Source organism: Salinisphaera sp. SPP-AMP-43, from assembly GCF_049568105.1.
GTDB lineage: Bacteria > Pseudomonadota > Gammaproteobacteria > Nevskiales > Salinisphaeraceae > Salinisphaera.
The window spans coordinates 1,556,161-1,581,554 of sequence record NZ_CP145335.1 but is presented as its reverse complement, the minus strand read 5'-3'; the positions used below and the strand labels follow the sequence as shown (position 1 = coordinate 1,581,554).

The window sequence follows — 25,394 nt, the reverse complement described above, 5'->3', positions numbered from 1 at the left end:
CACCCTATTCCGCCGGATCCGCTTCATGCCGCGACTCGCTCGTTGCCTCGGTCTATTCGTCATTGTTTCGTTGTTGGCAGCGAACACAGCAGGCGCAGCCCATGCTGCAAGCGCGGATCTACCGCGCCTGCGCGCCCTAGCGAAACAGGCCCAGGTGACCGCCCTGGTGGTTCGGCTGCGCGATATGCACACCATCGCTGCCATCAGCCCCGACCAGCGGCTGCGCCCAGCGTCGGTGAGCAAACTGTTTGCGGCCTCGGCGGCATTGCAGCAGTTTGGCCCAGACCACCGTTTCACCTCGCGTCTAGCCAGTACTGGGACGATTCGCAATGGCACGCTACATGGGGATCTGATCTTCGTCGGTGGCGGCGACCCGTCGCTGGACAATCGGCATCTGCACCAGCTGATCACCCGCTTAAAGGCTCGGGGGGTCGACCAGGTCACCGGCGATCTGGTCGTCGACGACGGGCTCTGGGGCGATGTGCCCTGTCTGACCCAAGACCGCTGTAGTGCCAAGCATCGCGCCTCGCATGCCTATAGCGCGCCGCTGTCTGCGGCCGGCGTGAACTTCGGCACGGTCGGCGCCACGGTTTATCCCGCCGACCAAGCCGGCCATGCCTCACGCGTGGTACTGCACCCGAACGACCTGCCCGGCTATTCGGTAGACAACGGCGTGGATACCGTCGCCCCAGGCGCCAAAGCCGGGCTGGCGGTCTGGCGGACCTACGACAGCGGCCGCTCTACCCTGCATCTGCGCGGTTCGCTGCCGGTCGACCACGACCCTTACGATGTCCAGCGCGCCGTGACCGGTGCCTCCGAGGAAACTGCTCGCGTGTTGTCGGCCATGCTGGCCAATGCCGGCATTCACGTTGCAGGCAAGGTCAGCACCCGCAGCGGCAACATCGATGCTGCCGGGCGTACATTGGCCCAGGTCAAAAGCGAATCTCTGGCCGAACAGCTCATCCCGATGATGGCTTATTCGAACAATTACATGGCCGACACGCTCACGCTCGACGTCGCAGCCAATAGCGGTTACAACCGGCCCTTGACACTGCCGCGTGCGGCCCAGGCACTCGAGTCGCTATCCGAACGGGCCAATGAATCCGCCTATGCAGGCCAGTCGCTGGGCAACGCCCGCTTCGATAGTGGCAGTGGATTGTCGTTGGGCAATAGTGTTTCGAGCCGGGATTTGGTGTCGTTGTTGGCCTATATGTTCCACCAGAATGCGTTGTTCCCGGCCTTCTACGGCAGCCTGCCGGTGCCGGTCTCGGCCCCGTCGCGCACGCTCAAACGTGGCAACTTCGATTTCGAAACGCGTCTCGTGGCCAAGACCGGCACCCTCAGCCAGCCGGTGACCGTGCGTGCCCTGGCCGGTTATTTCCGGCTCTCGGACGGCGGCTTTGCGGCCTACGGCATCATCATCAACGGCACCAAGCGCAACCGGCACCTGTCCTATCATCAAACCGTTACGGCCTACCAGAACGATCTCGAAGCGATCCTGGCAAATTATTGATCGACTGGCGTGTCACTTACCTGGGGTACAGCCTGCCCAGCGCGCGACCAGCCTAGTCCAGGCCGGCCGGTGCCCGGGTTGCTGATCGGCTCGCTGGCACCGTTCCGAGCAGCCGAGCAAAATCGAGTCTTTCGCCGAATGGCCGGTCGCAGGTATACTCCGCACGTCGCCGTGCCCGGGTGGCGGAACTGGTAGACGCGTCGGACTCAAAATCCGATTCTGGTGACAGAGTGCGAGTTCGAGTCTCGCCCCGGGCACCATCCCTTTTATCAGGGATATGCACAGACATGAAAAGCCCGCATGCCTCGGCATGTCGGGCTTTTTTTTGACCCGCGCGAGTCGTGCGGTGCGATACAGCCAGCGGCTGTTCCGACAACGGCGTTCTGTCTGCCAGCGCAAGCCGCCGAACGCACGCTGTTTTGAATCGGGCAGGCCATCTCAACCCGATCGACGGCATGCTATTCCAGCGGCCGCGTATCGCCGCGCCGATCACCTGGCACCGCATCGCAGCGTGAGTTTCGAGGAGTTTTGCATGCCGGATGACATTCAGTCCGCCACACCACAGGATCTACCGGAAATCGCCCGCCTCAAAGTCGCGATGTTCGAAGAAAACGGGCATGGCCACTGGCTGCACGACGATATACAGGCTCTCGTGGTCGCCGATTACGCGCAGCTTTATCAGCGCGGCGACGCCGTACACTGCATTACCCGCCAGCACGGCACGATCACTGCCATGGCAGGCGCGTTCATGAAGTCCGACCTGCCCTATCGCTATTTCCGCGAATCCCGCTACGGCTTTATCGGCGATGTCTATACGCTGCCGGCCTATCGCCACCGCGGCCTTTCCTCGGCTCTCGTCGACGCTGCCCTCGACTGGCTGCAAACCCAGCCGATCGAAAAAGTGCGCCTGCTGGCCTCGGATTACGGCCGGGCGATATATGAACGCATCGGTTTTGAACCGAGCGCCGAGATGGTTCTTGAGCTGGCCGAACGCCGCCGGCTGAGTGGGCGTTGAGCCCAGCGACAGCCTGGCGTACCTGCTTGCGCGACGGACCAGCTTGGCTTTGCCCCAGGCCAAGGCGTTCGTTCGCCCTGGCCGAGCGTCAAGGCGCAACCGACCCGAACCGCACATCGGGCTGCTAGAGTCGCGCTCGTATGCCGCTAACCGAGTCCGACGGCTGGCCCTGGGGCCCGGGTTTATTTGAGCGCACTGCGGACTGGACGAATCGACATGTGGTTCGTAGTCTGCGCATCGACAGGTCCTGCCTATCCCATCTGAAGTTTTCCAGACTGCCTAGACGACCCAGCGCAGACTCGGAGCGCCTATCGCCCCGCTCGGTAACCGTTGCGCTGGCCACACCGGCTCATAGCGATCCGAGGAATCCGGTCGGCGATTGGGTGTCTCAGACCGGTGTTTCCCCGTTCCACGAACCTGCTCGTTCAATACTATGGCTCATAGCTCTGCAACAGCGTCATCCGATAGCGCCTCCGATAGCGGCCGCGCCCGGCCCCGAAAACCGCAGATGACGATCGACAGCCGTCTCGATTCGGATTGTCATCGGCTCGGCGCGATGGATCGCGCGAGCGTGTTGCTGCATCGTCAGGCAGCGGTCGGCTGGCTGATTCTGGTCCCCGACACCGATGCGCTCGATTGGCACGAACTCGACGATGCCGAATACCAGCGCGTCAACGATCAAATTCGGGAATTATGCGGCTGGGCTGCTGAATGGTTTTCGGCCGACAAGATGAATGTGGCAACGCTGGGCAATGAAGTCGCCCAGATGCATATCCATATCATCGCCCGGCATCGCAGCGATGCCTGCTGGCCAGCGCCGGTCTGGGGGCGCCTGCCCGCCGACGGCCCCGCTTACGAGACCGCCACGATCGAGGCCATCCGTGCGGCACTCGGACAGCACCTGAATCTCGTGCCCTACTCGGATTGAACATGACCCACGAATCACACGACGAACTCGAGGTCCGGATCGCCTATCAGGACCATACGATCGAACAGCTTAGCCAGCAGCTCTACGAGCAGGCACGCCAGATCGAACGGCTGGCCGAACGCTGTCATCAACTCGAACAGCGGGTCCAGCGACTGGCCGAGGGCGAGTCCGAAAGCGCCGATCAGGCGCCGCCGCATTACTGAGAGCCCGGCCTGTGGCAGCCCACAGGCCGAACCTCGGAGCAGTCACTAGAGCTGGATGCGACCGCCGCCCTGGCCGCCGCCGCCAAAGCCGCCCTGGCCACCGCCTTGGCCAGGGACCTGGATCTTCTGGCTCTGCTGACGCTGCATTTCTTTGAGCTCGTCGATCGCCTTTTCAGCTGCGCTATTGACGGCATCCGGGAATTTGTCGATCGCGGCCGACAAATTTTCCGCTTCCAGATCGAAGGACAGCGGCAGGCTGCCGGCTGGCGTCATCAGGCTCGCCGAACCTTCATAGCGCACGTCGCGCGAGTCGTCGTCTTCGCCCTCGCGGGTCACCGGAATCAGCTTGCGGATGCTGCCCACCTTGAGATCCGTATAGGATTCTTCGCGGAACATGTTGTCGGCATCGATCTGGATTTCGGGCATGTTTTCAGCCATGGTCATTCTTCCTTGTCTCTTAAAACTGGTGACCAAGGATAACAGCGACGCTGACCGCAATGGCGGGCTTGTATGCGTTGCTGTCAGCGGCCCGAATCCAGTGCAGCCCGTACCCGCTGCTGCAACGCCTGCTTGAAGTGGTCGCGCAGCGTGTGCGCGGCCACCTGCCGGCTAGGCCCGGTCGCCAACTCCTGCTGCATGCCCTGATAGACCAGCCGGGCCGAACCGCCCTCGGCCGGCATGACCAGCAGACTGGTCGTGGCAGCCGCGGACATCGCAGCACCGGCCTCGTCGCTCTGCTGGCTGACCAGCACCATCAGGCGCAACACCTGCACGCCGGCCGGCAACGCATCGTCGTCGGTGGTCAGCACGGCGCGGCCGGTGGGCGAAATCACTTCCCGGGCCATCGCCTCGATCAGATCATCCGGCAATACGGCCTGGCTTTCGGCTGTGCCCCTGATCTCCAGATACAACGGCCGAGAGATATCGCCCGTCGTGTCTTCGGCGGCCGGTGCAGCACCCGCCGCACCGACAACAAGCGCCAGCACAACCGTCATTGCAACAGCTGCGCCAGACCATAGCCCTCGAACCACCATGCGATGCGCTAGCCGGTATTGCGCATGCCGGCTGCGATCGCGTTGATCGAGCGCAGCACCGGATCCAGCCAGACGCGATCGCCGGCTTCACGATAGCGCGTAAGGGCTGCGATCTGGATATGGTTGAGCGGATCCAGATACGGCCGGCGCCGATCCAGCGAGGTCTGCAACACCGGATCGTCATCGAGCAGCTTGGGTTCGCCGGTGATCGCCAGCAGCCCCTTCACAGCCCGATTGTATTCGGCGTGAATATAGTCAAAGACATGGGCATGCTCGTCAGCCAGGCGGGCATATTCTGCGGCGATCGGCATATCGGCCTTGGCCAGCGACATCTGCACGTTGTCGATGATGGTGCGGAAATACGGCCATTCGCGATACAGCCGCTGCAACTCTTCGGTCTCTACCCCGGATTCGGTCAGCGCCGTGCCCAGGCCGAGCCAGCCGGGCAGCGTATGCCGCGACTGGGCCCAGGCGAACACCCAGGAGATCGCCCGAATCGAGGATTTATCCAGCTTGGCCTGGGACGGGCGCGAGCCCGGCCGCGAACCGATATTAAGCGCGCCGATCTCGGCGGTCGGTGTCGCCGCCTGGAAGTAATCGAAAAAGCCTTCGGTATTCTCGGTCAGGTCGCGATAGAAACTCTCGCCGCTGTCGGACAGCCGCCCGGCCACCTCTGAAAAATCGGCATCCGAGGCCTGGGTGCCGCTGGCCTTGAGGGTACCGGTCACCCCCAGGGTGAGCTCGTGCACCGCGGTTTCCGGATTGCTGTACTTGGCGAAGATCATCTCACCCTGCTCGGTGAACTTGGTCTTCGACCGCACTGTGCCCGGCGGCTGGCTCAGAATCGCCTGATGGGTCGGGCCGCCGCCGCGGCCAACGGTGCCGCCACGGCCATGGAACAGCACGCAGTCCACGCCGTGGCGCTCGCACAGGGCCACCGCTTCCTGCTGGGCGCGGTACAGCTGCCAACGCGAGGTCATGATGCCGCCATCCTTGCAGGAGTCGGAATAGCCGAGCATGACTTCCTGGCGCAGCCGGCCATCGGCGCCCCCGGCCTCGACGAAGGCGCGGTAGTGGTCGTTGGCCAGTAGCTTGTCCAGCACCGGTTCGATGTGTTCCAGATCAGCCACGGTCTCGAACAGGGGCGCAATCGCCAGCGGCGGCGCCTCGCCGGCCGGGTCGTAGACCCCGGTCATGCGCATCAGCCAGACCAGGGCCAACACGTCCGACGCACTATGGGTCATCGAGATCACATAGCTGCCGAAGGCAGTGTTGCCGAGGGTACGCGTGAACTCGCGAACCACGGACAAACTTTCCAGCGTATCTTCGACTTCAGAAGACACATCCACGCGCCCGATTTCGGGCATATGCTCGCGCGACAGTTCGCGGTTGAGCACTTCGATCCGGCCGGCTTCATCCAGCGATGCGTAGTCGGCCTCGATGTCGAGCGCCGACATCAGCTCCTGGAGGCACTGGGTATGGCGGGTCGATTCCTCGCGTAGATCCAGCCGCGCCAGATGGAAGCCGAAGGTCTCGACCAGACGCTGCCAATCCTTGATGTGGTCGTTGGCGATCGCCTCATCGCCGTGCTCGATCATCGACTCCCGCATGATGCGGATATCGTCGATCAGATCGGCGGCCGAGATATAAGCCAGCGGCGGCCGTTCGCTGCGCTCGGCACGTAGCCGCAGCTCAGTCTGGATCTGGTCGACCATCGCCGAAATTCGCCGGCGCATAAGATAAAGCTTGCGGCGATACGGCTCGGCCGCATAGCGCTCTGGGCGCATGCCGGTATGCGCGGCGATGCGTTGTTCATCGGCTTCCAGCGATGCCCAGAACTCGTCGCTGGGCTGGCACCAGCGCGCTGAGAACGCCAGCCGGCTGGACAGTTCGTCGATCCGCCGCAGATATTCCGACAGAATCTCGCGCGACTGCAGACGCAGCGCATAGCGGGTTTCGCGGGCGGTCACATACGGGTTGCCGTCGCGATCGCCGCCGATCCAGGAGCCGAAGGTCAGCACCGGCGGCACATCGACTTTCTCGCCGTAGCTGTTGGCGATCGCTTTTTCGAGGTTGCGATAGATCTGCGGCACGCTGGTGAACAGCGAGGCCCGGAAATAGTACAGCCCGTTGCGAATCTCGTCTTCGACAGTCGGCCGTGAGCCCCGTAGCTCCTCGGTTTTCCAGAGCACCTGGATATTCTGACGAATATGTTCTTCGATCTCGCTGCGCTTGAGCTCGTCGGGATGGCCGAAGGCGAGTTCGTGGAACCACTCGAAGATACGTCGCAGCGCATCGAGCACCGCACGCGGCTTGGCCTCGGTCGGGTGGGCCGTAAACACTGGGATGAACGCCAGCTCTTCGAGACTGGCCATCGCCTCGTCCAGCGATACCCCCCGGGCGGCCATATCGGCGAAAGTCCGGTTGAACGAACCCAGCCACTGTGGATTGCCGTCTGCCGCCAGCCGGCGCCGCGTCCGATGCGCATGCAGCTCTTCGAGCAGATTGGCGAGGTTGAAATAAATCGTGAAGGCACGGGTGACCTCGGTCATCGTTTCCGCCGATAGCGAATCGATCACCGACATCAGGTGGGCGCGCTGCTGGTCGTCGTCGGCTTCGCGCAGCGAAATGAATCCGCGCCGCAGGGTCTCGACCGTATCGAAGACTTCCGAGCGGGCCTGTGACTGCAGCACATCCCCGAGCAGTGCTCCGGCCCGTCGGACCTGAGCGCGTAGCTCGCGGTCGGCCTCGGTCAGATCGGCCTGGCCGGCGGCCGGATGCTTTTCATTGATCGCTGGGTTCATCGGTGTCGTTACCTGAACTCGTTCGTACCTGTCCCCGATCATAGCAAGCCCGACCATCGATGCTGGACCGTGGGTGTCGGGCACATCGATCGACCCCGGTCTTGGCCCGGGTGCGCAAACGCGCGTGTTAGGTCGAGCCTCGAGCGGCTGGAGCCGAGCCAGCCGACAGACAACGCGTGCATTGTCGCGCTACAGCCTCTAACCTTGGCCGGATGCCGAAGCCGATGAACTTCTGCCCGAACTGCGGCGCCCCTATAGAATTCGCCGTACCCGATGGCGATGACCGCAAGCGCAATATCTGTAGCGCGACCGGCGAGATCTTCTACGACAATCCGCGCAATGTCGTGGGTACCATCGTCGAGCGCGAAGGCCGCATTCTAATGTGCCGACGGGCGATCGAGCCGCGTCTGGATTTCTGGACCCTGCCGGCCGGCTTTCTCGAACTGGGCGAAACCAGCGACCAGGGTGCGGCCCGCGAAACCTTCGAAGAAGCCGGGGTGACCGTGGACAATCCACGGCTGTTCAGCCTGATCGATGTGACCCACATCGGCCAGGTGCATATTTTCTTCATCGCGGACATGCACGACGATCACTATGCCCCCGGTCCGGAAAGCGCCGAGGTCCGTTTTGTCGGCGAACACGAGATCGACTGGCCGCAACTGGCTTTTCCCAGTATCCACCGCGCGCTGTCGCAGTATTTTGCGGATCGCGCGGCCGGCCGGTTCTCGGTGCATGTGGAATCGCTGGCCGCCGACGACTGGAAAGCCATGCGCTTGGACCGCGAACCTAGAGTTTGAAGGTAGCTGCGCCGCACGGCCGCGGGCACTGGTAAACTAGCGCCCTTTCCGATTTCCGCCTTTATCATCAAGCGACGAGGCTGACCATGACCTTCGTTGTCACCGAAAACTGCATCAAGTGCAAATACACCGACTGCGTCGAAGTCTGTCCGGTGGATTGCTTCCATGAAGGCCCGAATTTTCTGGCCATCGACCCCGAGGAATGCATCGACTGCACACTCTGCGAACCGGAATGCCCGGTCGAAGCCATCGTCTCCGAGGACGATCTGCCCGAGGATCAGGCCGACTTTCTACAGCTCAACGCTGAGCTGGCCGCGAAATGGCCGGTCATCACCGAGGTCAAAAAACCGCCCGAGGATGCCGACGAATGGGCGGACAAGCCGAACAAGCGCGAGCTGCTTGAAGAATGATCGCCGAGCTCATGCCCAGTAGTTGTCAGCCGGCGGATCCATGCCGGCCGACCGCGCTGGGCTCGGCGAGCAGCATATCGACATAGGCCATCGCGCATAGATCGGCCGGGTCGATCGCCAGTTCGCGCATTAGGGACTTGGCTTCGGCCTGGCCGTCGGCGAGCGTGTCGCCATCGGCCAGCACCACCTCCAGTTCCATATAATCGCCGAGTCCTGCCACTCGGTCGATATGGATCCGCGTGCGTCCGGCTTGATACAGCCAGCGCGCCTTGACCACCCGGGCGAGTTCGCCCAGTGCACGGGTCAAGGTGGCGCGTAGCGCCGCGGGATCGTCGGTGGGGCTGCGCTCGTAGTCGCACAGACTGGGCTCGGTCGTGTCTGGGCGCGCATAGGCGATCAACTCGCCAGTAGCGTCGCCGAAATCGCGTAGCTTCAAGCGTCCGTGACCGCAGTGAAAGAAAGTATCGTCTTGGCGCAGCTCGGCCACCGCCGGCCCGGCGACGGCCTCGACACGATCGACCAGCGTGGCCCGATCTGCCACGCGCGCCTTGATTTCGATATTGCGTGCCATGCGTCTAGCCGCGCGGATGATGGTCGGCATGCAGCGCCTTCAGGCGTGCCCGCGCGACATGGGTATAGATCTGGGTGGTCGATAGATCGGCATGGCCGAGCAGCATCTGTACGGCGCGCAGATCGGCGCCGTGGTTGATCAGATGGGTGGCAAAGGCATGCCGCAGCCCATGCGGCGAGATCGGCGTCGCGATGCCTGCGGTCGTGGCATGCGCACGGATCCGGTGCCAGACGTTCTGGCGGGTCATGCCACCGCCGCGCGCGGTGACGAACAACGCATCGGAGACCGCCACACCGAGCAGCGCCGCCCGGGCGCCAGCCAGATAGCGCTGCAGCCAATCGATCGCGGCCTCGCCCAGCGGCACCAGGCGTTCGCGCCCGCCCTTGCCGGTCACCCGGATCACGCCCTGGCGGGTGTTGACCTGGGCCCGGGTCGCGCTGACCAGTTCGGACACACGCAGCCCCGCGGCATACATAAGCTCCAGCATCGCCCGGTCACGCAGACCCAGATCAGTCGTGGTATCGGGGGCGGTCAGCAGCGCTTCGACATCGGCCTCGCTCAAGGTCTTGGGCAGACGCTGCCCCTGGGCGGGCATGTCGATCAGCGCCGTCGGATCAGCATCGATGACGCCGGCGCGCTTCTGATAGCGATAGAACTGGCGCAGGCTCGACAACAACCGTGCGGCGCTGCGTGGACTCGAATCAGGCGTATGTCGGGCGGCCAGATAGCTTTGTATGTCGGCGGCCGTTGCAACCAGCAGCCCGCCGCGGGCCTCCTGCCAGCCAGCGAACCGAGCCAGGTCATTGCGATAGGCACCGAGCGTGGCATCGGCCAGCCCGCGTTCGGCCCAGAGGCCATCCAGAAAACGCTCGATGAGCGCGGCGGTCTCGGATTTCAGGGCGTCGATCGCTGCCATGTCGCGAGCGTATAATCCGCGACATCATTTCGCCAGCCCCCGTCTCCTATGGCCGACGACACCGTGCTCGCCTCCAGCCCGCGTGAACGCTACGAAGCTGATCTTGAACAGGCGGATTTTCAGCGTGATCCGGCCCAGGAGCAGGCGGTCGATGCGCTGCAATCGATCCACGAACGCCTGCTCGACAACCCCACCACCAACGGCGGCCTGCTGGGACGCAAGAAAAAACGCCCGCAGGTCAAAGGCCTATATCTCTGGGGTGGCGTGGGCCGCGGCAAGACTTATCTGATGGACTGTTTCTTCGATACCCTGCCGTTCGAGGAAAAGACCCGGCTGCATTTCCATCGGTTCATGCAAAAAGTGCATGAGGCGCGCAAGCGCTATACCAATCAGCGCGATCCGTTGAAAAAGATCGCCGCAGAATGGGCGTCCGACCGGGTACTGTGTTTCGACGAGTTCTTCGTCTCGGATATCGCCGATGCGATGATCCTGTCGCGCCTGACCGAGGAGCTGTTCGAACGCAATGTCACCCTGGTGGCCACTTCAAACGTCGATCCGGACGATCTGTACAAGGACGGGCTCAAGCGCGACCGCTTCTTGCCAGCCATCGAGCGCCTCAAGAACAACTGCCAAATCATGCACTTGGCCGACGGCACGGATTTCCGGCTGGACCATATCGGCCAGGCCGATACCTACCAGACCCCGCCCGGGCCAGAGGCCGACGCCGTGCTGGCCCAGTATTTCGACCGGCTAGCCACCGGCCAGGTCACCGAGGCTGGCAACGTCAAGATCCTGGGCCGCAAGATCCCGACCCGGCGGCGTGCCGATGCGATCGCCTGGTTCGATTTCGACACCCTGTGCCGTACGTCGCGTTCGGCCAACGACTATATCGAGCTGGCGCGTGAGTTCAGCGTAATCATGCTCTCGGACGTGCCGGTATTCGGCGATTCCGACGACAGCGCGGCGCGCCGTTTCATCAACGCGATCGATGAGTTCTACGATCGACGAGTCAATCTGTTCGTGACCGCCGAGGCTCGGCCTGACGATCTGTATGCCGGCAGCGAACTGGCCTTCGAGTTCGAACGCACGGCTAGCCGTCTGCATGAGATGAGTACCGATGAGTACATCGGCCAAGCCCACCGTGCCTAGGCACGATTGATACAAGGCGCGGCCACGATTCGGCGTGCGTTGAGCCGTCGCGGCCTCCGGCTCGGCGTTCTGATGGACGACCACGATCCGCCGCGTCTTGGTCGCCATCGAGGCGCGTCAAGGCATCGCCCGGATAAACGCAGGCCGCGAGTACCGATCGTGCTTGCCCGGCTAGCCCACAGCCCACGGGGCTGCAGGCGAACGACCACGGCGCCAGGATCTGCGGATTACCAACCCGCGACCGCCGGACGCTGGACATACGTCGTCGCGGCTGCTTCATCGCTCTGATGAAACGGCTGCGGATCGTAGGCTTGTGAAGCGTCAGCATCGATTCGCGCTAGGCGCCGGCCGACCCGCGCGTCACGACTTCACCCACCACGCGATCCTCGCCCCCGATGATGGTCCGACCTGTATGGTCTGATCTGGCAATGCGCGATCGATTCCTAGTATGGTCTAAGCGTGATCGTCGCCGTCTGCGGGTGATCGCCCGAACCGGTTGCTGGACGCGCCCTATTCGGGAGCGCGGGTCAGCATCGAACTGACAGCAGCTTGGTCTGCAGAGCAGATACATCGCCCAGGCGCCGGTTTAGGCCTGCCGATGCTATCCATGCCGAGTCAGCTACCGGCTTTCGGATGGTTCTGACACCTGACCCGGCACTCGCCTCGCGCTGCTGCACAACAGCAGGCCGCGCACAACCGCCTCAGGGCCATCGCCGGTCGGTATCGGGCCCGCTGGCCGCGTGAATTGCACCCAGCTGTCGACGGCTGCCGCAGCGGCCATCCCTCAGAGGCCAAAGCCCGATCCTTGCCCCGGGTGATGTCTTGCCATTGGCCCATGCCTGCTCTTTCCCAATCGCTCTGCCCTTGCGCGAGGTTGCGAGCGGCCCGAGCATTGCATGCGCCGAAAGCCGCGTAGACGCGTATCGGCCGATCCCGCCAACCTCGCCCGATCAGAATGTCGCGATAAGGAATAACCGCTATGCAGTCGACAATGATGCAACGGCCGCTACTGCTGGATGAACTGCTGGAACGCGCGGCGACCGAGTTCGGCGATATCGAGATCGTCAGCCAACGTCCGGATAAGTCCTGCCATCGCTATACCTATGCTGATATGGCCGCCCGAGCCAAACGCCTGGCCAGCGCCTTGAGCGAACTCGGCGTGGGCCATGGCGAGCGCGTCGCCACGCTGTGCTGGAACCACTATGCCCATCTGGAAGCCTATTTCGGCATCCCAGCGATGGGCGGCGTCTGCCACATGGTCAATATCCGCCTGGCTGCCGACGATATTGCCTGGATCATCAACCATGCCGAAGACCAGGTGCTGATCGTCGACGACGTGCTGCTCGGGCTATACGAACAGATCGCGGACCAGATCGACGTCAAGCAAGTGATCGTCGTGCCCCTGACCGGCGAGCGTGTGGCCGCGCCGCTGGTGGATTACGAAGATGTCCTAAGCCGTGGTTCGCCGGCGTTCGTCTATCCCGATAAGGACGAAAATGATGCCTGTGGCATGTGCTATACCTCGGGCACGACCGGCCGCCCCAAGGGCGTGACCTATTCGCATCGCTCGACCGTATTGCATGCCCTGACCAGTGCTTTGCCGGATACGCTCGACCTATCGTTCAACGACAGCGTGTTGCCGGTGGTGCCGATGTTCCATGTTAATGCTTGGGGCCTGCCCTACTCGGCGGCTCTGGTCGGTGCAAAACAGGTGTTCCCCGGCCCACACTTGGATGCCGAAAGCCTGCTGGATCTGTACGTGGCCGAAAACGTCACCGTGACCGCAGGCGTGCCGACCATCTGGATGGGCATTCTGCAGGCGCTGGATGCCGAACCCGATCGCTGGCCGCTAGCTACCGAACTACGCATGACGGTCGGCGGCTCGGCTGCACCCGAGTCGATGATCCGCCACTTCGATGCCCACGGCCTGACCGTGATCCAGGCCTGGGGCATGACCGAGACCTCGCCAATGGGCACCTCCGGCCGGCTGAAACCTGCCGTGCAGGCGATGGATGAGGACGCACGCTATGCCCGCCGAGCAACCGTGGGCACGACCGTGCCCTTGACCCAGATTCGGATCGTCGATGCCGAAGGCGAACCGTTGCCCCGTGATGGCGTAACGATGGGCGAGTTGCAGATCCGCGGACACTGGATTGCCGGCAGCTATTACCGCACCGACAACGAGACCGACAAATTTACCGCCGATGGTTGGCTACGCAGTGGCGATATCGCGACCATCGACGAATACGGCTATATCGACATCACCGACCGCAGCAAGGATGTGATCAAGTCCGGCGGCGAATGGATCTCGTCAGTACATCTGGAAAACGAACTCATGGCCCATCCGGAGGTTGTCGAGGCAGCCGTCGTGGCGCGCGCCGACGAACGCTGGGGCGAACGGCCGCTGGCCGCGGTCGTGCGCCAACCAGGCGCGACCTGCGATGCCGATACCCTGCGCGAGTTTCTGCTGGCGCGGGTGCCGAAATGGATGGTGCCCGAGGATTTCGTCTGGCTCGATGCATTACCCAAGACCTCGACCGGCAAATTCAGCAAGCGCGATCTGCGCGGCCAACTCGCCAAGCACGAGCCGAATACATCCTAGGCGCAGTCGGCCTCGCGGCGCTTGCGCGGCCACCGATCGGCCCTGCGGATCGCGGGCTGCAAGCTGTGCTGCTCGCGCCAAGCACAGCGAAGCCAGATACGTGGCACGATGCGCCATGCTCGATATCCGGCCAGTGTTGGGTTGCTTGGTCTTGCCGAACCTGGCTTGATGCTGCACCTATACAGCCGCGCACGGCAGCCGGGATTCCTGATTCGATCGGGCCTTGACGACAGTCCTGGCCCACTCTCCGAGCTACGCCTATTCACCTTGCAGACAGGCATGAAACGCAAGCCTTGCCTGGGTTATCCCGACGCTCGAGGCACAGCCCTGTCCTATGCAAACCGTCGTTCACTGCTATGCGCGGCAAAAGCCTAGGCTACGCTCGAGCACTCGGGCCCGTGGTATGCCGGATTGTCGTATGCCCGGCATTTATCGATACACTGAACAGGCCCGGAGGCCTATCTTCCGCGGCCGTTGTTTGCATTTGACACTTCGGGTGAAGTCTTGCCGCGCCTGACTACGGTTATCGTTTCGCTGCTGATCGCGGCCCTGTTGTATTTCACGCTGGTTGCCGGCATCGACGGCGCCCGTACCTGGGCGGCCATGCAGCGGCTCGACTGGCTCGGCTGGATGGCGATCTGCGGGCTATCGCTATTTAACTACGCGCTGCGGTTTCTGCGCTGGCACGGTTATTTACGCTGGCTTGGGCATCGGCTGCCCCTAATTCGGCATGCGCTGATTTATGTCTCTGGCTTTGCGCTGACGACAACCCCGGGCAAAGCCGGCGAAGGCGTTCGTGCGGTGTATCTGGCGCGTCGCAACGTGCCCTATGCTCATACCGTGGCCGCCCTGTTCGCCGAACGACTGTTGGATCTGCTGTCGATCCTGGTGTTGTCGCTGCTGGCGGTGCTGTCGTTCACCGGCTATGTCTATTGGATCGCCGCGCCGCTGGCGGTCATCGTCGGCCTGTTGGCGATCATGCATAACCGAACTCTGCTCAAGGCCGCACAGAAACGCGTCGAGCAGCCCCAAAACCTGGTCGGCCGGGTACTGCAGGTCGCTGTGCATGCCTGGGAACGTGCCTTCGTGCTGCTTTCATGGAAGCCGCTGGTCAGTGGCCTGGCGATCGGCTGCGTGGCCTGGGCTGCCGAAGGTGTTTCCGTATATCTGATCGCCGAACGGCTCGGGCTGGATGTCGCGCTGACGCTGGCGATCGGCATTTATGCCACCAGCATGCTGATCGGTGCGCTGTCGTTTCTGCCTGGCGGCCTGGGCAGCACCGAGGCTGCGATGACGCTGCTACTCAAACTCTCGGGCGTAGCCGCAGGGGCGGCACTCAGCGTGACCCTGATCGCGCGCATCGCAACGCTCTGGCTGGCCGTGGTTCTAGGCCTGATTTGTCTGGGCGGTCTGGAACTGGAACGCCGCCGCCAACCACAATCTGATACACAACAAGGGCATATCACATGAACGATGAGCGCGACGTCGCACTCGTTGTGGACCTCGACGGCACTCTCGTCCATACCGACCTCCTGATCGAATCGGCATTCGTGCTGGTCCGCGAGCAGCCCCACAAGCTGCTCCGGATGCCGGGCTGGTATCGGCACGGCAAGGCCACGCTGAAAAGCGAAATCGCCTCGCGCGCCGATCTGGATGTCGAACATCTGCCCTACAACCACGAACTCTTAGATTATCTGGGCGCCGAAAAGCGACGCGGCCGGCGAATCATACTGGCAACGGCGGCCAACCAGCGCTATGCCCATCAGGTCGCCGAACATCTGAATCTGTTCGACGACGTGCTGGCCAGCGACAACCAGATCAATCTGTCGGGCCAGAACAAGCTCGATGCAATCCGTGAATTGCTGGGCGACACGCCGTTTGACTATGCCGCCGACCACGACAAGGACCGACCGATCTGGGCCGGCTCCCGCCAGTCGGTGCTGGTCAGCGCAAGCCCGGGCACCGATCGCTGGGCCAGCAGCCAGACTACGGTCGGGCATCGCATTCCGCGCCAGCCGGGCGGCCTGCGAACCTGGGTCAAGGCGATGCGCCTGTATCAGTGGTCGAAAAACATCCTGATTTTCGTGCCGTTGCTGGCCAGCCACGAACTGCTGGATGGCTCCAAGGTATTGGCCGCCTGTATGGCGTTTCTAGCCTACGGGGCACTGGCTTCCAGCGTCTACCTGCTCAACGATCTGCTCGACCTGGGCGACGACCGACGGCATCCGAACAAGCGCCGGCGCCCGTTCGCCAGCGGCACGCTGCCGGTTGCCCAGGGCGTGCTGGCGATCCCGATCCTGATTCTGATCGCGGTCGTGATCGCGCTGTTCCTGCCGCCGCTGTTCGGTACCGTACTGGCCATCTACTACATCGCCACCCTGGCTTATTCGATGGGCCTGAAACGGCTGGCGCTGGTCGATGTGCTCACCCTGGCCGGGCTGTATACCCTGCGCCTGATCGCCGGCGGTGCCGCGACCGGCATCCCGCTGTCGTTCTGGCTGCTGGCACTTTCGATGTCGCTGTTTCTGAGCCTAGCGATGGCCAAGCGCTGTGCCGAGCTGTTTCTGATGCAAAGCGGTGAATCCAGCGCCGGTGGGCGAGGCTATGCCAGCAGCGATCTCGATGCCCTACGCAGCCTCGGCACGGCGGCAGGCTATACGAGCGTGGTCATTCTGGCGCTGTACATCAACAGCCCGGATGTCACGCGGTATTACAGCCACCCCAACTGGATCTGGCTGCTGTGTCCGGTCGTGCTGTATTGGATCAGCCGAATCTGGCTGGTCACGATGCGTGGCCAGATGAGCGACGATCCGATCGTATTCGCTGCCCGTGATAACGGCAGTCGTGTGTGTATGGTCATGGGCGCCTTGATCATGATCGCCGCGCTATGACTGCAGCGCCCAGCCATCCCTCCTGGGGCCGACTGCCGACCAGCACGCCGGCCCAAGTCATCCGCCCGACCAGCGGGCGTGCGCCGTTGCCAGCTGACGCCGAGCACGCCATGCTGCCTTACGGCAACGGCCGCAGCTACGGCGATTCACCGCTCAACAACGATGGGCTGCTGGTGGATACCCGCAGCCTGGATCATCTGTTGGCCTTCGATGTCGAGCACGGCGTGCTCGAATGCGAGCCCGGCGTGCTGCTGGCCGATATCCTGCGTATCGCCGTACCGCAGGGTTGGTTCGTGCCGGTCACCCCCGGTACCCAGTACGTGACCGTCGGCGGCGCCATCGCCAACGACGTACACGGCAAGAATCATCATGTCGCCGGCAGCTTCGGCCGGCACGTGTTGGATTTCGATATCACCACCAGCGACGGCCTCACCCGCACTTGCAGCCGACAGTCCAACCCGAAACTGTTTGCCGCGACCATCGGCGGCCTCGGCTTGACTGGGCTGATCACCCGCATACGTTTCTGCTTAAAGCGTATCGGCGGCCCGTTCATGGATGTCGACACCCACCGCTTCGATAATTTGGCGCGCTTTTTCGAGTTGTCCGAAGCGTCGGAGAGCGACTACGAATACACCGTTGCCTGGGTCGATTGCAGCGCCCGCGGCGCGCGTCTCGGCCGCGGCTGGTTCATGCGCGCCAATCATGCGCCGGCTATGGGCCAGCCGAATACGGCAGGCCCCAAACCGGGCCCGAATTTCGCGCTTACGCCGCCGTTTTCGTTGATGAACCGGGCCACGCTGACGCCGCTCAACACTCTGTATTTCCACCGTAAACGCCGCCAGCGGTTCCGGGCGTTGCAGCATTACCAGCCCTATTTCTATCCGCTGGACGGCATCCGTAACTGGAACCGGGCCTATGGGCCACGCGGTTTTTTCCAGTATCAATGCGTGGTGCCCCCAGGCGATGCCCAGGCTGCGATCGCCGAACTGCTCGAACGCATCGCCGCCGCGGATGCCGGTTCGTTTCTATCCGTGCTCAAAGTGTTCGGCGATGTGCCCTCGCCCGGCATGCTGTCGTTTCCGCGGCCCGGCGCGACCCTGGCGCTGGATTTTCCCAATCGCGGCGAGGCGACCCGCCGGCTGCTGGACTCGCTCGATGAAGTGGTCATGGCCGCCGGGGGCGCGGTCTATCCCGCCAAGGACGCGCGCATGTCGGCCGCGGCCTTCCAACAATATTTTCCCCGGTGGCCAGAGTTTTCCGAATACGTCGACCCGGCGTTTTCCTCGAACTTCTGGCGCCGCGTAATGGGGGACAAGCAATGAACCGAATTTTGATCGTAGGCGCGACCTCGGCGATCGCCGAAGCCGCAGCCCGTCGTTTTGCCGAACGCGGCGATGCCCTGTTTCTGGTTGCCCGCAGCCACGACAAGCTCGATCCGGTCGCCAGCGATCTATCGGTACGCGGTGCTGCCCATGCCACGCCCTATGCCATGGACGCCGACGATTTCGAGGCCCACGGCCCGATGCTGGATGCCGCCATGGCCGACCTCGGTGGCATCGATGCGGTGCTGATCGCCTACGGCACCCTGCCCGACCAGGCCGAATGCGCCGCCGATCCGAAGGCTGCCGTGGCCGCTTGGCAAACCAATGCACTGAGCGTGATCGCGCTGGTCACCGATCTGGCTAATCGGATGGAAGCCCAAGGCTCAGGCTTGATCGCGGTGATTTCCTCGGTGGCTGGCGATCGCGGCCGGGCCAGCAATTATGTCTATGGCAGCGCCAAGGCCGGCGTCAACGCCTTTCTCGACGGCCTACGCCACCGGTTGCACGGCTCGGGCGTCAAGGTGCTCACGATCCGCCCAGGGCTGGTCGATACGCCGATGACCGCCGATATCCCCAAGGGGCCTCTGTTCGCCAGCGCCGACAAGGTCGGCGGCGATATCTACAAGGCTATGGACAAGCCCAAGGATGTCCTCTACACGCCGGGCGTATGGCGCTACATCATGGCCATCATCCGATCCGTGCCGCGATCGATTTTCCACCGTACCCAGCTATGACACGGGCCGGCCGTGCCCCGGGCCTTGGCCGTGATCGCTGGGCGATCGGCGGGCTGGTCGCGGCCTATATCTTGAGTCGCGCGCTGGCCTATATGGCCGGCGTGCGTTTCGACCTGGCGCCAATGGCGACCTCCTGGCAGATTCTCGACCCGGTGCTGCTGCGCCACGATCTGCTCGAAAGTCTGTTCTACATGCCGGGCCAACCACCGCTGTACAACCTGTTGCTCGGCGTGGTGGTCAAACTGTCGGCACTGACCGGGGGCGGCGATTTCGCGACTGCGGCCTTGTTTCGCGTTATTTTCGCCGGCTGTGCCTTGGCGACCGTACTGCTGCTCTATGCCGTGCTGCGCCGGCTCGGCGCCGGCGTGGCTGCAGCTGCTGCAGTCGCCGGCCTGTTCATGTGCTCGCCAGCGCTGATTCTCTACGAAAGCCTGCCGTACTACACATTGCCTGTGATCGCCCTGCTCGGGCTGATCGTCTGGCTATTCGACGGGTGCATGCGCGCGTTCACGCCCGGGCGCGCTCTGGCGCTGTTCATGGCTATGGCAGTGCTGATCTATACCCGCTCGATGTTCCAAATCCAGTGGTTTCTCGTGCTAGCCGGTTTTTTGGCGCTGGTATTACCAGGCCATCGGCGCGCGGTGCTGCTGGCGGCCGCCGTGCCGTTGGTCTTGATCGTGGCGCTCTATGCCAAAAACTATGCCGTGATCGGCGAGTTCTCGACCTCGGACTGGATGGGCATGAGCCTGGCCAAGCTGACCACTCTGGAACTCGACGCCGACGAGCGCAGCCGGTTGGTCGCCGAGGGGCGCATGACGCCACTGGCACTCGACGACAAAGCCTACGACATCCCCGAATCCTATGAAGGCACGGTTGTCGAACGCCCGTATACCGGCATCGCCGTGCTCGATTACAAGCGCAAAAGCACCGATCACATCAATTTCAACTATCTGCCCTACGCCGAGATATCCCGGATGTACCGGCACGATGCCTTGGTAGCAATTCGTACCCACCCTTCAGTCTATTTCAATGCAATGGGCACCGCCTGGCTGATGTTCTGGCGCCCGGCCAGCGACTATCCGTTTCTCAAGGACAACCGCCGGGCCATCGAACCCTGGGCGCGCTGGTATGCCCGGATCGTCGGGGGCCAGCCAGTCTATCCCGACAACCCCCGCTTCGATCTGAAGCCCGGCACCATCGGCATCTTCATCGCCATCGGTTATGTGCTGGCGGTGCTGTTCGGCCTGGCGGTACTGGTCAGAGCGCTCTGGCGGCGTCGGCTGTCGGCGTCCGATGCCACCCTGATCTTTGTCTGGCTGAACGTCATGTACGTCAGCGTGATCGGCAACGCGTTGGAAATCGACGAAAACCAGCGGTTTCGCTTCTCGATCAATCCGATGATCTGCATTTTGTTGACCATCGGCGCCGCTCGACTGCTCGGCTGGTGGCAGGCTCGCCGGCCGGCGCCAGCACCTATAGAGACTGGCGCCGACGCCGAGCGCAGGCTCCACGCGAGCGGCGGCTAGGCAGCCCCGCCCAAACTCGCCGGGCCCGGCTGGCCCAGACGCGCCAGATCGCGCACCGCTACGGTCAAATGCTCGTGGGCCGGTTGTTCGATCGCCTGCAGCTCAGCCAGCCGCGCGCTGACGAAAGCGATCGTATGCTCGCGCGAGGCGCACCAATCGGCCAGCGGATCATCGCTGTCCAACTGCAACACCTGATCGACCAAGCGTTGATGGATCAGATAGCTGTCGCTGCGCAGACTGGTACGGGCCAAATCCTGCCAACGGCCGTTAGCAGGCAACTGATGGATCGCCTCCTGCAGCCACGGCACGCCGAGCGCATCGCCGAGACGATAGTAGATATCGGCCACATCCTCGACCGCGCGACCGCGCTGCTCGGCCAGCGAAACCACGTCCATGATGCCGCCGCCGACATCCGCACAGGCCAGGCGCATCGCCAGCGCCTCTTCCATGCCGACCGCTTCCCAGTCGGCACAGGTCGCCTCCCAGCGCTGGGCATAGGTGCCGACCAGATGATCGGCCAGATGAGTCAGCAGCCGACGTGCACCGTCCTGATAACGGGTCATCAGCTCGGTCAGATCGCGCCCGGTATCGGTCGCGCTCAGCCACCATTTCATGGCGTGCTTGAGCAGCCCGCTCACGATCTCATGGGCACGATACTGCTCGGCCGCCGGGATCACGTTATCCAACGCCTCGACGGCATTGAACAATGACTCACCGCCCAGCCAGCCTTCGGCCAGCACATAGCCCCGTACCGCGGCTTCCATACGCGAGCTGAAACCGACCGGCAACCGATGGGCCGTGGCGATACCGAGCCGATCGACCATCTGATTGGTCACCAGCGTGGCGATCAGTTCGCGCTTGAGGCGATGCTCAGTGACGGCCTGCGGGAAACGCTCGACCAGGCGCGGCGGGAAGCCGTCGGTCAGCCATTGCTCGAGCCACGGATCGTCGGCCAGCCCGCCTTCGAGCGCAGCCGCGGATAGCGTGATCTTGTTGTAGGAAATCAGGACGGCGAGTTCCGGGCGTGTCAGACCGGCCCGCTCGCGGCGCCGAGTTTCGATGGTCTCGTCGTCCGGCAGCCCTTCGAGGCGCCGATCCAGCCGGCCATCGCGTTCCAAGGCCCGCATGAAGCTGACCTGCTCGTCGAAATGCGCCAAGCCTTCGGCCTCCATCAGGCTGATTTGCTGGGTCTGCAGATAGTTGGTGCGCAACACCAGTTCGATCACCGACGGCGTCATCTCGGCCAGCAATGTATTACGGGCCTCGCGATCGAGCCGGCCGTCGGCTTCCACCGTGCCGAGCGCGATCTTGATATTGACTTCCAGGTCGGAGGAATCCACGCCGCCGGAATTGTCGATGGCATCGGTATTCAGGCGGCCACCATTGAGCGCGAATTCGATCCGGCCGGCCTGGGTCAGCCCCAGGTTGCCGCCCTCGCCCACGACATTGGCCCGCAATTCTCGACCGTCGACCCGCAGGCCGTCGTTGGCTCGATCGCCGACTTCGGCATGCGATTCGGTCGCGGCCTTAACGTAGGTGCCGATGCCGCCGTTCCAGAGCAGATCGACCGGCGCCTTGAGAATGGCGTTGATCAGGCTGTCCGGCGCCAGACGGCGTGCTTCGATGCCCAGCGCGGCGCGGGCCTCGTCGGACAGTTCGATGGTCTTGCTGGTTCGATCGAAGACCCCGCCGCCGCGCGCGATCAGGCGCTCGTCGTAATCGCGCCAGCTCGAGGCCGGGCCCGTGAACAGCCGCCGCCGTTCGGCATAGCTGGCAGCGATATCCGGATCCGGGTCGATAAAGATATGCAGGTGGTTGAAGGCCGCCACCAGCCGAATTTGCTCGGAGGCGAGCATGCCGTTGCCGAACACATCGCCGCCCATGTCGCCGATCGCTACCACCGAGAACGGCTCGGTCTGGACATCCCGCCCCAGTTCGCGGAAATGGCGCTTGACGCCTTCCCAGGCCCCGCGGGCAGTGATCCCCATAGCCTTGTGGTCGTAGCCGGCCGAGCCGCCCGAGGCAAAGGCATCGTCCAGCCAGAAGCCATACTCGGCCGACAGGGCATTGGCGATATCTGAAAAAGTCGCGGTGCCCTTGTCTGCGGCCACCACCAGATACGGATCATCACTGTCGCGGGCCACCACTCGTTCCGGCGTGACCACCTCGCTGCCCACACGGTTGTCGGTGATGTCGAGCAGCCCGCGAATGAAGACTTTATAGGCCGATATGCCCCGCGCCTGGCGCGCTTCGCGGGTCTCGCCGGCAGGCGTGTTCTTGAGCACGAAGCCGCCCTTGGCGCCGACCGGCACGATGACCGCGTTCTTGACCATCTGGGCCTTCATCAACCCCAAGACTTCAGTGCGGAAATCCTCGCGCCGGTCCGACCAGCGCAGCCCGCCGCGTGCCACCGGCCCGCCGCGCAGATGAATGCCCTCGACGCTCGGGGCATAGACGAAGGTTTCGACCCAGGGGCGCGGCTGCGGCAGCTCCACCAGCGCGCTGGAATCCAGCTTGATCGAGACATGCGCCTTGAGCAGGCCGGCCTCGTCGCGCTGGAAGTAATTGGTGCGCAGGGTCGCTGTGACCACTCCGTAAAAAGCCCGCAGTACCCGATCGGCATCGAGGCTGGCAACATCGTCCAGGGCCGTCTCGATCGCGCTGCATGCCTGGGCGTCGCCGGAGGCCGAGCGCGCCCGATCGGGATCGAAGCGGGCCTCGAACAAATCGATCAGGGATGCGACCAGTCCGGCATGCTCGGCCAGTCGATCGCCGACATAGGCTGGCGAGAACGGCAGCTCGGTCTGCAGCAGGTAACGGGTGATGGTGCGCACCAGCACCACCTGCCGCGGCGAAAACCCAGCGTCGATGATCAACCGGCTGAGGCTATCGTCCTCGGCGCTGCCGGCCATGATATCGGCGAATGCCGCCGCCAGGTTATCGCGACAGCCGGGCTCGACCAGCGATTCCGAATGCTCGTGCCGGGCCTGGAATTCATGGATCCACTGCTTGGGCTGGCCAGCGCGCGCGACTTCGTAGGGATGTTGGGTCAGTACCGAGAGCCCGAAATGCTCGAACACCGGCAGCACCCGCGATAACGGCAACTCGGTGCCGCCGCCGTATAATTTGAGGGTCAGCAGATCGCCTTCCGGCGGCAGCGCCCGGAGTACTGGCAGGCTCTCGGCATCTAACTCGGCCAGCAGGCGGGCATCGACAACGGCCGTTGGCGCATCGAAGCGTTCCCGGTAGGCAGCATCGAAGGCATGCGCATAGGCCGGTAGCGATACCCCGGCTTCGCGGGCCGATGCGGCCACCCGGTCCGGCCAGGCCCGGGTGACGGTAATCAGGGCCTGCTCGATAGTTCGGACATCGACGTTATCGACCGTCTCGTCGGTCGCGATCTGGTAATGCAGGCGTACCACCGCGCCGCGCAGAAAATCAGCGTCGACGTCCTGGCATTCGCCGACCAGGTGCCGCTCGAGCTCGGCCCGGATCTGACGGCGCAGCGCCACCGTATAGCGCTCGCGCGGCACATACACGATCGCCGAATAGAAGCGGCGATACCGATCCCGGCGCAGAAATAGCCGTAGCGGCTCAGTCTCGCGCATGTTCAATACGCCGATGACGGTATCGAACAGCTCGTCTTCGCCAGTCTGGAATAGTTCGTCGCGCGGAAAGGTCTCGAGGATATAACGCAGGCTCTTGGCCGCATGCGAACGCGGCCTGAGCGCCGCACGCGCCATCACATGCGAAATCTTCTGCCGCAGCATCGGGATATCGCGTGGACTGGCGCGATAGGCATCGCCCGAGAACAGGCCGAGAAAGCGATGCACGCCGACCACGTTGCCGGTCGCATCCAGCCGCTTGATGGCGATCACGTCCATGGTTTCCGAGTGATGGATCCAGGAATGCTGGTTGGCCTTGGTGATCACCAGCAGCCGCGGCGACTGGGTATATTCATCGAGCACCCCGGCCGGCGCCACATAGCCGTCCGGGTCGAGTTCGGGGCGGTCCTCGCGCAGCAACCCCAGGCTGGTATTGGCCACATCGACCATCATGTCGGCGCCGTGCTCATCGCTTTCAATCGCCCGACAGCGATAACCCAACAGGGTGAAATGGTCGTCGGCCAGCCAAGAGATGAACGCCTGGGTCTCGGCGCGTTCGTCACGGTCGACACCGCCGGCGGCCTGATCGAGTTCACTGATCACGGCCTGCAGACGGCGGCGCATCGGATGCCAGTCGGCAACCACCCGCGCCAGATCCGAGAGACTGGTCTGGACCCGCTCGATCAGCGCCGCCCCGTCGAGCCCAGCCGGGGCCGCGAACTCGATCCGGATCAGCGATTCCTCATCGCCAGCCGGGCCGTCGGCTCCGGCCGGACCGATATGCGTCAGCTCGCCCTGGCCGTCGCGTTTGGCCCGTACCACCGGGTGCATCATCCAATCGATTTCGGCACCGGTTTCGCGCACCGCCAGACTCACCGTATCGACGAGAAAGGCCATATCGTCGGTCACGGTCAACAGCGCCAGATCGCAGTCGCCATCGGCGCTGTCGATCGGATCCAGCATGACACGGTCCTCGCCCCGCGAGCGCGGCGCCGCCAACTGGTCGAAATGATGGCGCAGCGCATCGTACAGTCGGGCGACGCTGCGTACCCGCAACGCTTCGGCGGGCACCCCGGCCAGACAGGTCTCGACGAAGGCTGTCATCAACTCGGGCCGATTCAGAGTCGAATCCTCGCCGACACAGGCACGGACTTCGGAGATAACGGCAGCGGTCTGGCTATTCATGGCGGGCGCAGGCGTAACGATTCGTAGGGCGACGTTACGCCCGGTCTAGCAGCATCCACAACCCCGCACCGGTCGAGCGCCTTATCCCGGGTTCAGGAGGCGTTCCACGCATCGCCCGCTTGACCCAACGCGCCCGAATCAAATGTTTCAGATCAGTCGTCTACCGATCCTGTCTTTCAAACGACTCAA

19 protein-coding genes and 1 tRNA gene are annotated in these 25,394 nt (G+C 63.4%); 14 read left to right on the top strand and 6 right to left on the bottom strand.

Features of this window, described 5'->3' with window-relative positions:
- The first annotated feature begins 25 nt into the window (after positions 1–25).
- From dacB to V5738_RS06680, 5 genes are all read left to right on the top strand, one after another.
- On the top strand, positions 26–1,513 hold the full coding sequence (dacB, locus tag V5738_RS06700) for a D-alanyl-D-alanine carboxypeptidase/D-alanyl-D-alanine endopeptidase (RefSeq protein ID WP_423823654.1): 1,488 nt from the start codon (positions 26–28) through the stop codon (positions 1,511–1,513).
- 173 nt (positions 1,514–1,686) lie between these two features.
- Positions 1,687–1,773: transfer RNA gene (locus tag V5738_RS06695), tRNA-Leu, on the top strand.
- A gap of 272 nt (positions 1,774–2,045) precedes the next feature.
- Positions 2,046–2,528: a GNAT family N-acetyltransferase gene (locus tag V5738_RS06690; RefSeq protein WP_423823653.1), complete on the top strand. Its 483-nt coding sequence runs from the start codon at positions 2,046–2,048 to the stop codon at positions 2,526–2,528.
- Between the two features lie 508 nt (positions 2,529–3,036).
- Entirely contained in the window at positions 3,037–3,456 is a 420-nt protein-coding gene (locus tag V5738_RS06685) for an HIT domain-containing protein (RefSeq protein WP_423823652.1), read from the top strand.
- 2 nt (positions 3,457–3,458) lie between these two features.
- A complete protein-coding gene (locus V5738_RS06680; RefSeq protein WP_423823651.1) occupies positions 3,459–3,659 on the top strand; it encodes a SlyX family protein in 201 nt (66 codons plus the stop codon).
- A gap of 45 nt (positions 3,660–3,704) precedes the next feature.
- On the opposite strand, the gene V5738_RS06675 is transcribed toward V5738_RS06680, so the two are convergent.
- The 3 genes from V5738_RS06675 to ppc all read right to left on the bottom strand — a co-directional run bounded on the left by V5738_RS06675 (position 3,705) and on the right by ppc (position 7,497).
- On the bottom strand, positions 3,705–4,097 hold the full coding sequence (locus V5738_RS06675) for a hypothetical protein (RefSeq protein ID WP_423823650.1): 393 nt from the start codon (positions 4,095–4,097) through the stop codon (positions 3,705–3,707).
- Positions 4,098–4,180: 83 nt separating this feature from the next.
- Positions 4,181–4,654 carry a hypothetical protein gene (locus V5738_RS06670; protein ID WP_423823649.1) on the bottom strand — a complete coding sequence of 158 codons (474 nt, stop codon included), beginning with the start codon at positions 4,652–4,654 and terminating at the stop codon, positions 4,181–4,183.
- A gap of 47 nt (positions 4,655–4,701) precedes the next feature.
- Positions 4,702–7,497, bottom strand: a complete 2,796-nt coding sequence (gene ppc, locus V5738_RS06665) for a phosphoenolpyruvate carboxylase (protein ID WP_423823648.1) — start codon at positions 7,495–7,497, stop codon at positions 4,702–4,704.
- Between the two features lie 224 nt (positions 7,498–7,721).
- Between ppc and V5738_RS06660 the strand changes: the two genes are divergently transcribed.
- Positions 7,722–8,294 carry an NUDIX hydrolase gene (locus tag V5738_RS06660; RefSeq protein ID WP_423823647.1) on the top strand — a complete coding sequence of 191 codons (573 nt, stop codon included), beginning with the start codon at positions 7,722–7,724 and terminating at the stop codon, positions 8,292–8,294.
- Positions 8,295–8,380: 86 nt separating this feature from the next.
- Positions 8,381–8,704, top strand: a complete 324-nt coding sequence (gene fdxA, locus V5738_RS06655; RefSeq protein ID WP_423823646.1) for a ferredoxin FdxA — start codon at positions 8,381–8,383, stop codon at positions 8,702–8,704.
- A gap of 25 nt (positions 8,705–8,729) precedes the next feature.
- Here the strand turns inward: fdxA and V5738_RS06650 are convergent, their stop codons facing one another.
- On the bottom strand, positions 8,730–9,275 hold the full coding sequence (locus V5738_RS06650; protein ID WP_423823645.1) for a class IV adenylate cyclase: 546 nt from the start codon (positions 9,273–9,275) through the stop codon (positions 8,730–8,732).
- A gap of 4 nt (positions 9,276–9,279) precedes the next feature.
- Positions 9,280–10,191: a site-specific tyrosine recombinase XerD gene (gene xerD / locus V5738_RS06645; RefSeq protein ID WP_423823644.1), complete on the bottom strand. Its 912-nt coding sequence runs from the start codon at positions 10,189–10,191 to the stop codon at positions 9,280–9,282.
- 48 nt (positions 10,192–10,239) lie between these two features.
- Here xerD and zapE point away from each other — a divergent pair, with 48 nt between their 5' ends.
- From zapE to V5738_RS06610, 7 genes are all read left to right on the top strand, one after another.
- On the top strand, positions 10,240–11,340 hold the full coding sequence (gene zapE, locus V5738_RS06640) for a cell division protein ZapE (RefSeq protein WP_423823643.1): 1,101 nt from the start codon (positions 10,240–10,242) through the stop codon (positions 11,338–11,340).
- A 979-nt stretch (positions 11,341–12,319) separates the two neighbouring features.
- Positions 12,320–13,942 (top strand): long-chain fatty acid--CoA ligase, encoded by a 1,623-nt coding sequence (locus V5738_RS06635; protein WP_423823642.1) that lies wholly within the window; start codon positions 12,320–12,322, stop codon positions 13,940–13,942.
- Between the two features lie 504 nt (positions 13,943–14,446).
- A complete protein-coding gene (locus V5738_RS06630; protein WP_423823641.1) occupies positions 14,447–15,412 on the top strand; it encodes a lysylphosphatidylglycerol synthase transmembrane domain-containing protein in 966 nt (321 codons plus the stop codon).
- Positions 15,409–16,833 carry a UbiA family prenyltransferase gene (locus V5738_RS06625; protein WP_423823640.1) on the top strand — a complete coding sequence of 475 codons (1,425 nt, stop codon included), beginning with the start codon at positions 15,409–15,411 and terminating at the stop codon, positions 16,831–16,833. Before V5738_RS06630 ends, V5738_RS06625 begins: the two co-directional genes overlap by 4 nt.
- On the top strand, positions 16,830–18,155 hold the full coding sequence (locus V5738_RS06620; RefSeq protein ID WP_423823639.1) for an FAD-binding oxidoreductase: 1,326 nt from the start codon (positions 16,830–16,832) through the stop codon (positions 18,153–18,155). The genes V5738_RS06625 and V5738_RS06620 overlap by 4 nt, the downstream gene beginning before the upstream one ends.
- Positions 18,152–18,889 carry an SDR family oxidoreductase gene (locus tag V5738_RS06615; RefSeq protein ID WP_423823638.1) on the top strand — a complete coding sequence of 246 codons (738 nt, stop codon included), beginning with the start codon at positions 18,152–18,154 and terminating at the stop codon, positions 18,887–18,889. The genes V5738_RS06620 and V5738_RS06615 overlap by 4 nt, the downstream gene beginning before the upstream one ends.
- Positions 18,823–20,415 carry a hypothetical protein gene (locus V5738_RS06610; protein WP_423823637.1) on the top strand — a complete coding sequence of 531 codons (1,593 nt, stop codon included), beginning with the start codon at positions 18,823–18,825 and terminating at the stop codon, positions 20,413–20,415. The genes V5738_RS06615 and V5738_RS06610 overlap by 67 nt, the downstream gene beginning before the upstream one ends.
- Here the strand turns inward: V5738_RS06610 and V5738_RS06605 are convergent.
- Positions 20,412–25,205, bottom strand: coding sequence for an NAD-glutamate dehydrogenase (locus V5738_RS06605; RefSeq protein WP_423823635.1), 4,794 nt, complete (start codon positions 25,203–25,205; stop codon positions 20,412–20,414). The two genes, V5738_RS06610 and V5738_RS06605, sit on opposite strands and share 4 nt — an antisense overlap.
- Positions 25,206–25,394: the final 189 nt, after the last annotated feature.

What these genes read in the sequence shown, in the direction of transcription:
- V5738_RS06650 (WP_423823645.1), bottom strand. Translation starts at nt 9,275, where the DNA reads ATGGCACGCAATATCGAAATCAAGGCGCGCGTGGCAGATCGGGCCACG.
- ppc (WP_423823648.1), bottom strand. Translation starts at nt 7,497, where the DNA reads ATGAACCCAGCGATCAATGAAAAGCATCCGGCCGCCGGCCAGGCCGAT.
- V5738_RS06660 (WP_423823647.1), top strand. Translation starts at nt 7,722, where the DNA reads ATGAACTTCTGCCCGAACTGCGGCGCCCCTATAGAATTCGCCGTACCC.
- fdxA (WP_423823646.1), top strand. Translation starts at nt 8,381, where the DNA reads ATGACCTTCGTTGTCACCGAAAACTGCATCAAGTGCAAATACACCGAC.
- V5738_RS06685 (WP_423823652.1), top strand. Translation starts at nt 3,037, where the DNA reads ATGACGATCGACAGCCGTCTCGATTCGGATTGTCATCGGCTCGGCGCG.
- zapE (WP_423823643.1), top strand. Translation starts at nt 10,240, where the DNA reads ATGGCCGACGACACCGTGCTCGCCTCCAGCCCGCGTGAACGCTACGAA.
- dacB (WP_423823654.1), top strand. Translation starts at nt 26, where the DNA reads ATGCCGCGACTCGCTCGTTGCCTCGGTCTATTCGTCATTGTTTCGTTG.
- V5738_RS06620 (WP_423823639.1), top strand. Translation starts at nt 16,830, where the DNA reads ATGACTGCAGCGCCCAGCCATCCCTCCTGGGGCCGACTGCCGACCAGC.
- V5738_RS06675 (WP_423823650.1), bottom strand. Translation starts at nt 4,097, where the DNA reads ATGGCTGAAAACATGCCCGAAATCCAGATCGATGCCGACAACATGTTC.
- V5738_RS06610 (WP_423823637.1), top strand. Translation starts at nt 18,823, where the DNA reads ATGGCGCTACATCATGGCCATCATCCGATCCGTGCCGCGATCGATTTT.
- V5738_RS06680 (WP_423823651.1), top strand. Translation starts at nt 3,459, where the DNA reads ATGACCCACGAATCACACGACGAACTCGAGGTCCGGATCGCCTATCAG.
- V5738_RS06670 (WP_423823649.1), bottom strand. Translation starts at nt 4,654, where the DNA reads ATGACGGTTGTGCTGGCGCTTGTTGTCGGTGCGGCGGGTGCTGCACCG.
- V5738_RS06625 (WP_423823640.1), top strand. Translation starts at nt 15,409, where the DNA reads ATGAACGATGAGCGCGACGTCGCACTCGTTGTGGACCTCGACGGCACT.
- V5738_RS06690 (WP_423823653.1), top strand. Translation starts at nt 2,046, where the DNA reads ATGCCGGATGACATTCAGTCCGCCACACCACAGGATCTACCGGAAATC.
- V5738_RS06615 (WP_423823638.1), top strand. Translation starts at nt 18,152, where the DNA reads ATGAACCGAATTTTGATCGTAGGCGCGACCTCGGCGATCGCCGAAGCC.
- xerD (WP_423823644.1), bottom strand. Translation starts at nt 10,191, where the DNA reads ATGGCAGCGATCGACGCCCTGAAATCCGAGACCGCCGCGCTCATCGAG.
- V5738_RS06635 (WP_423823642.1), top strand. Translation starts at nt 12,320, where the DNA reads ATGCAGTCGACAATGATGCAACGGCCGCTACTGCTGGATGAACTGCTG.
- V5738_RS06605 (WP_423823635.1), bottom strand. Translation starts at nt 25,205, where the DNA reads ATGAATAGCCAGACCGCTGCCGTTATCTCCGAAGTCCGTGCCTGTGTC.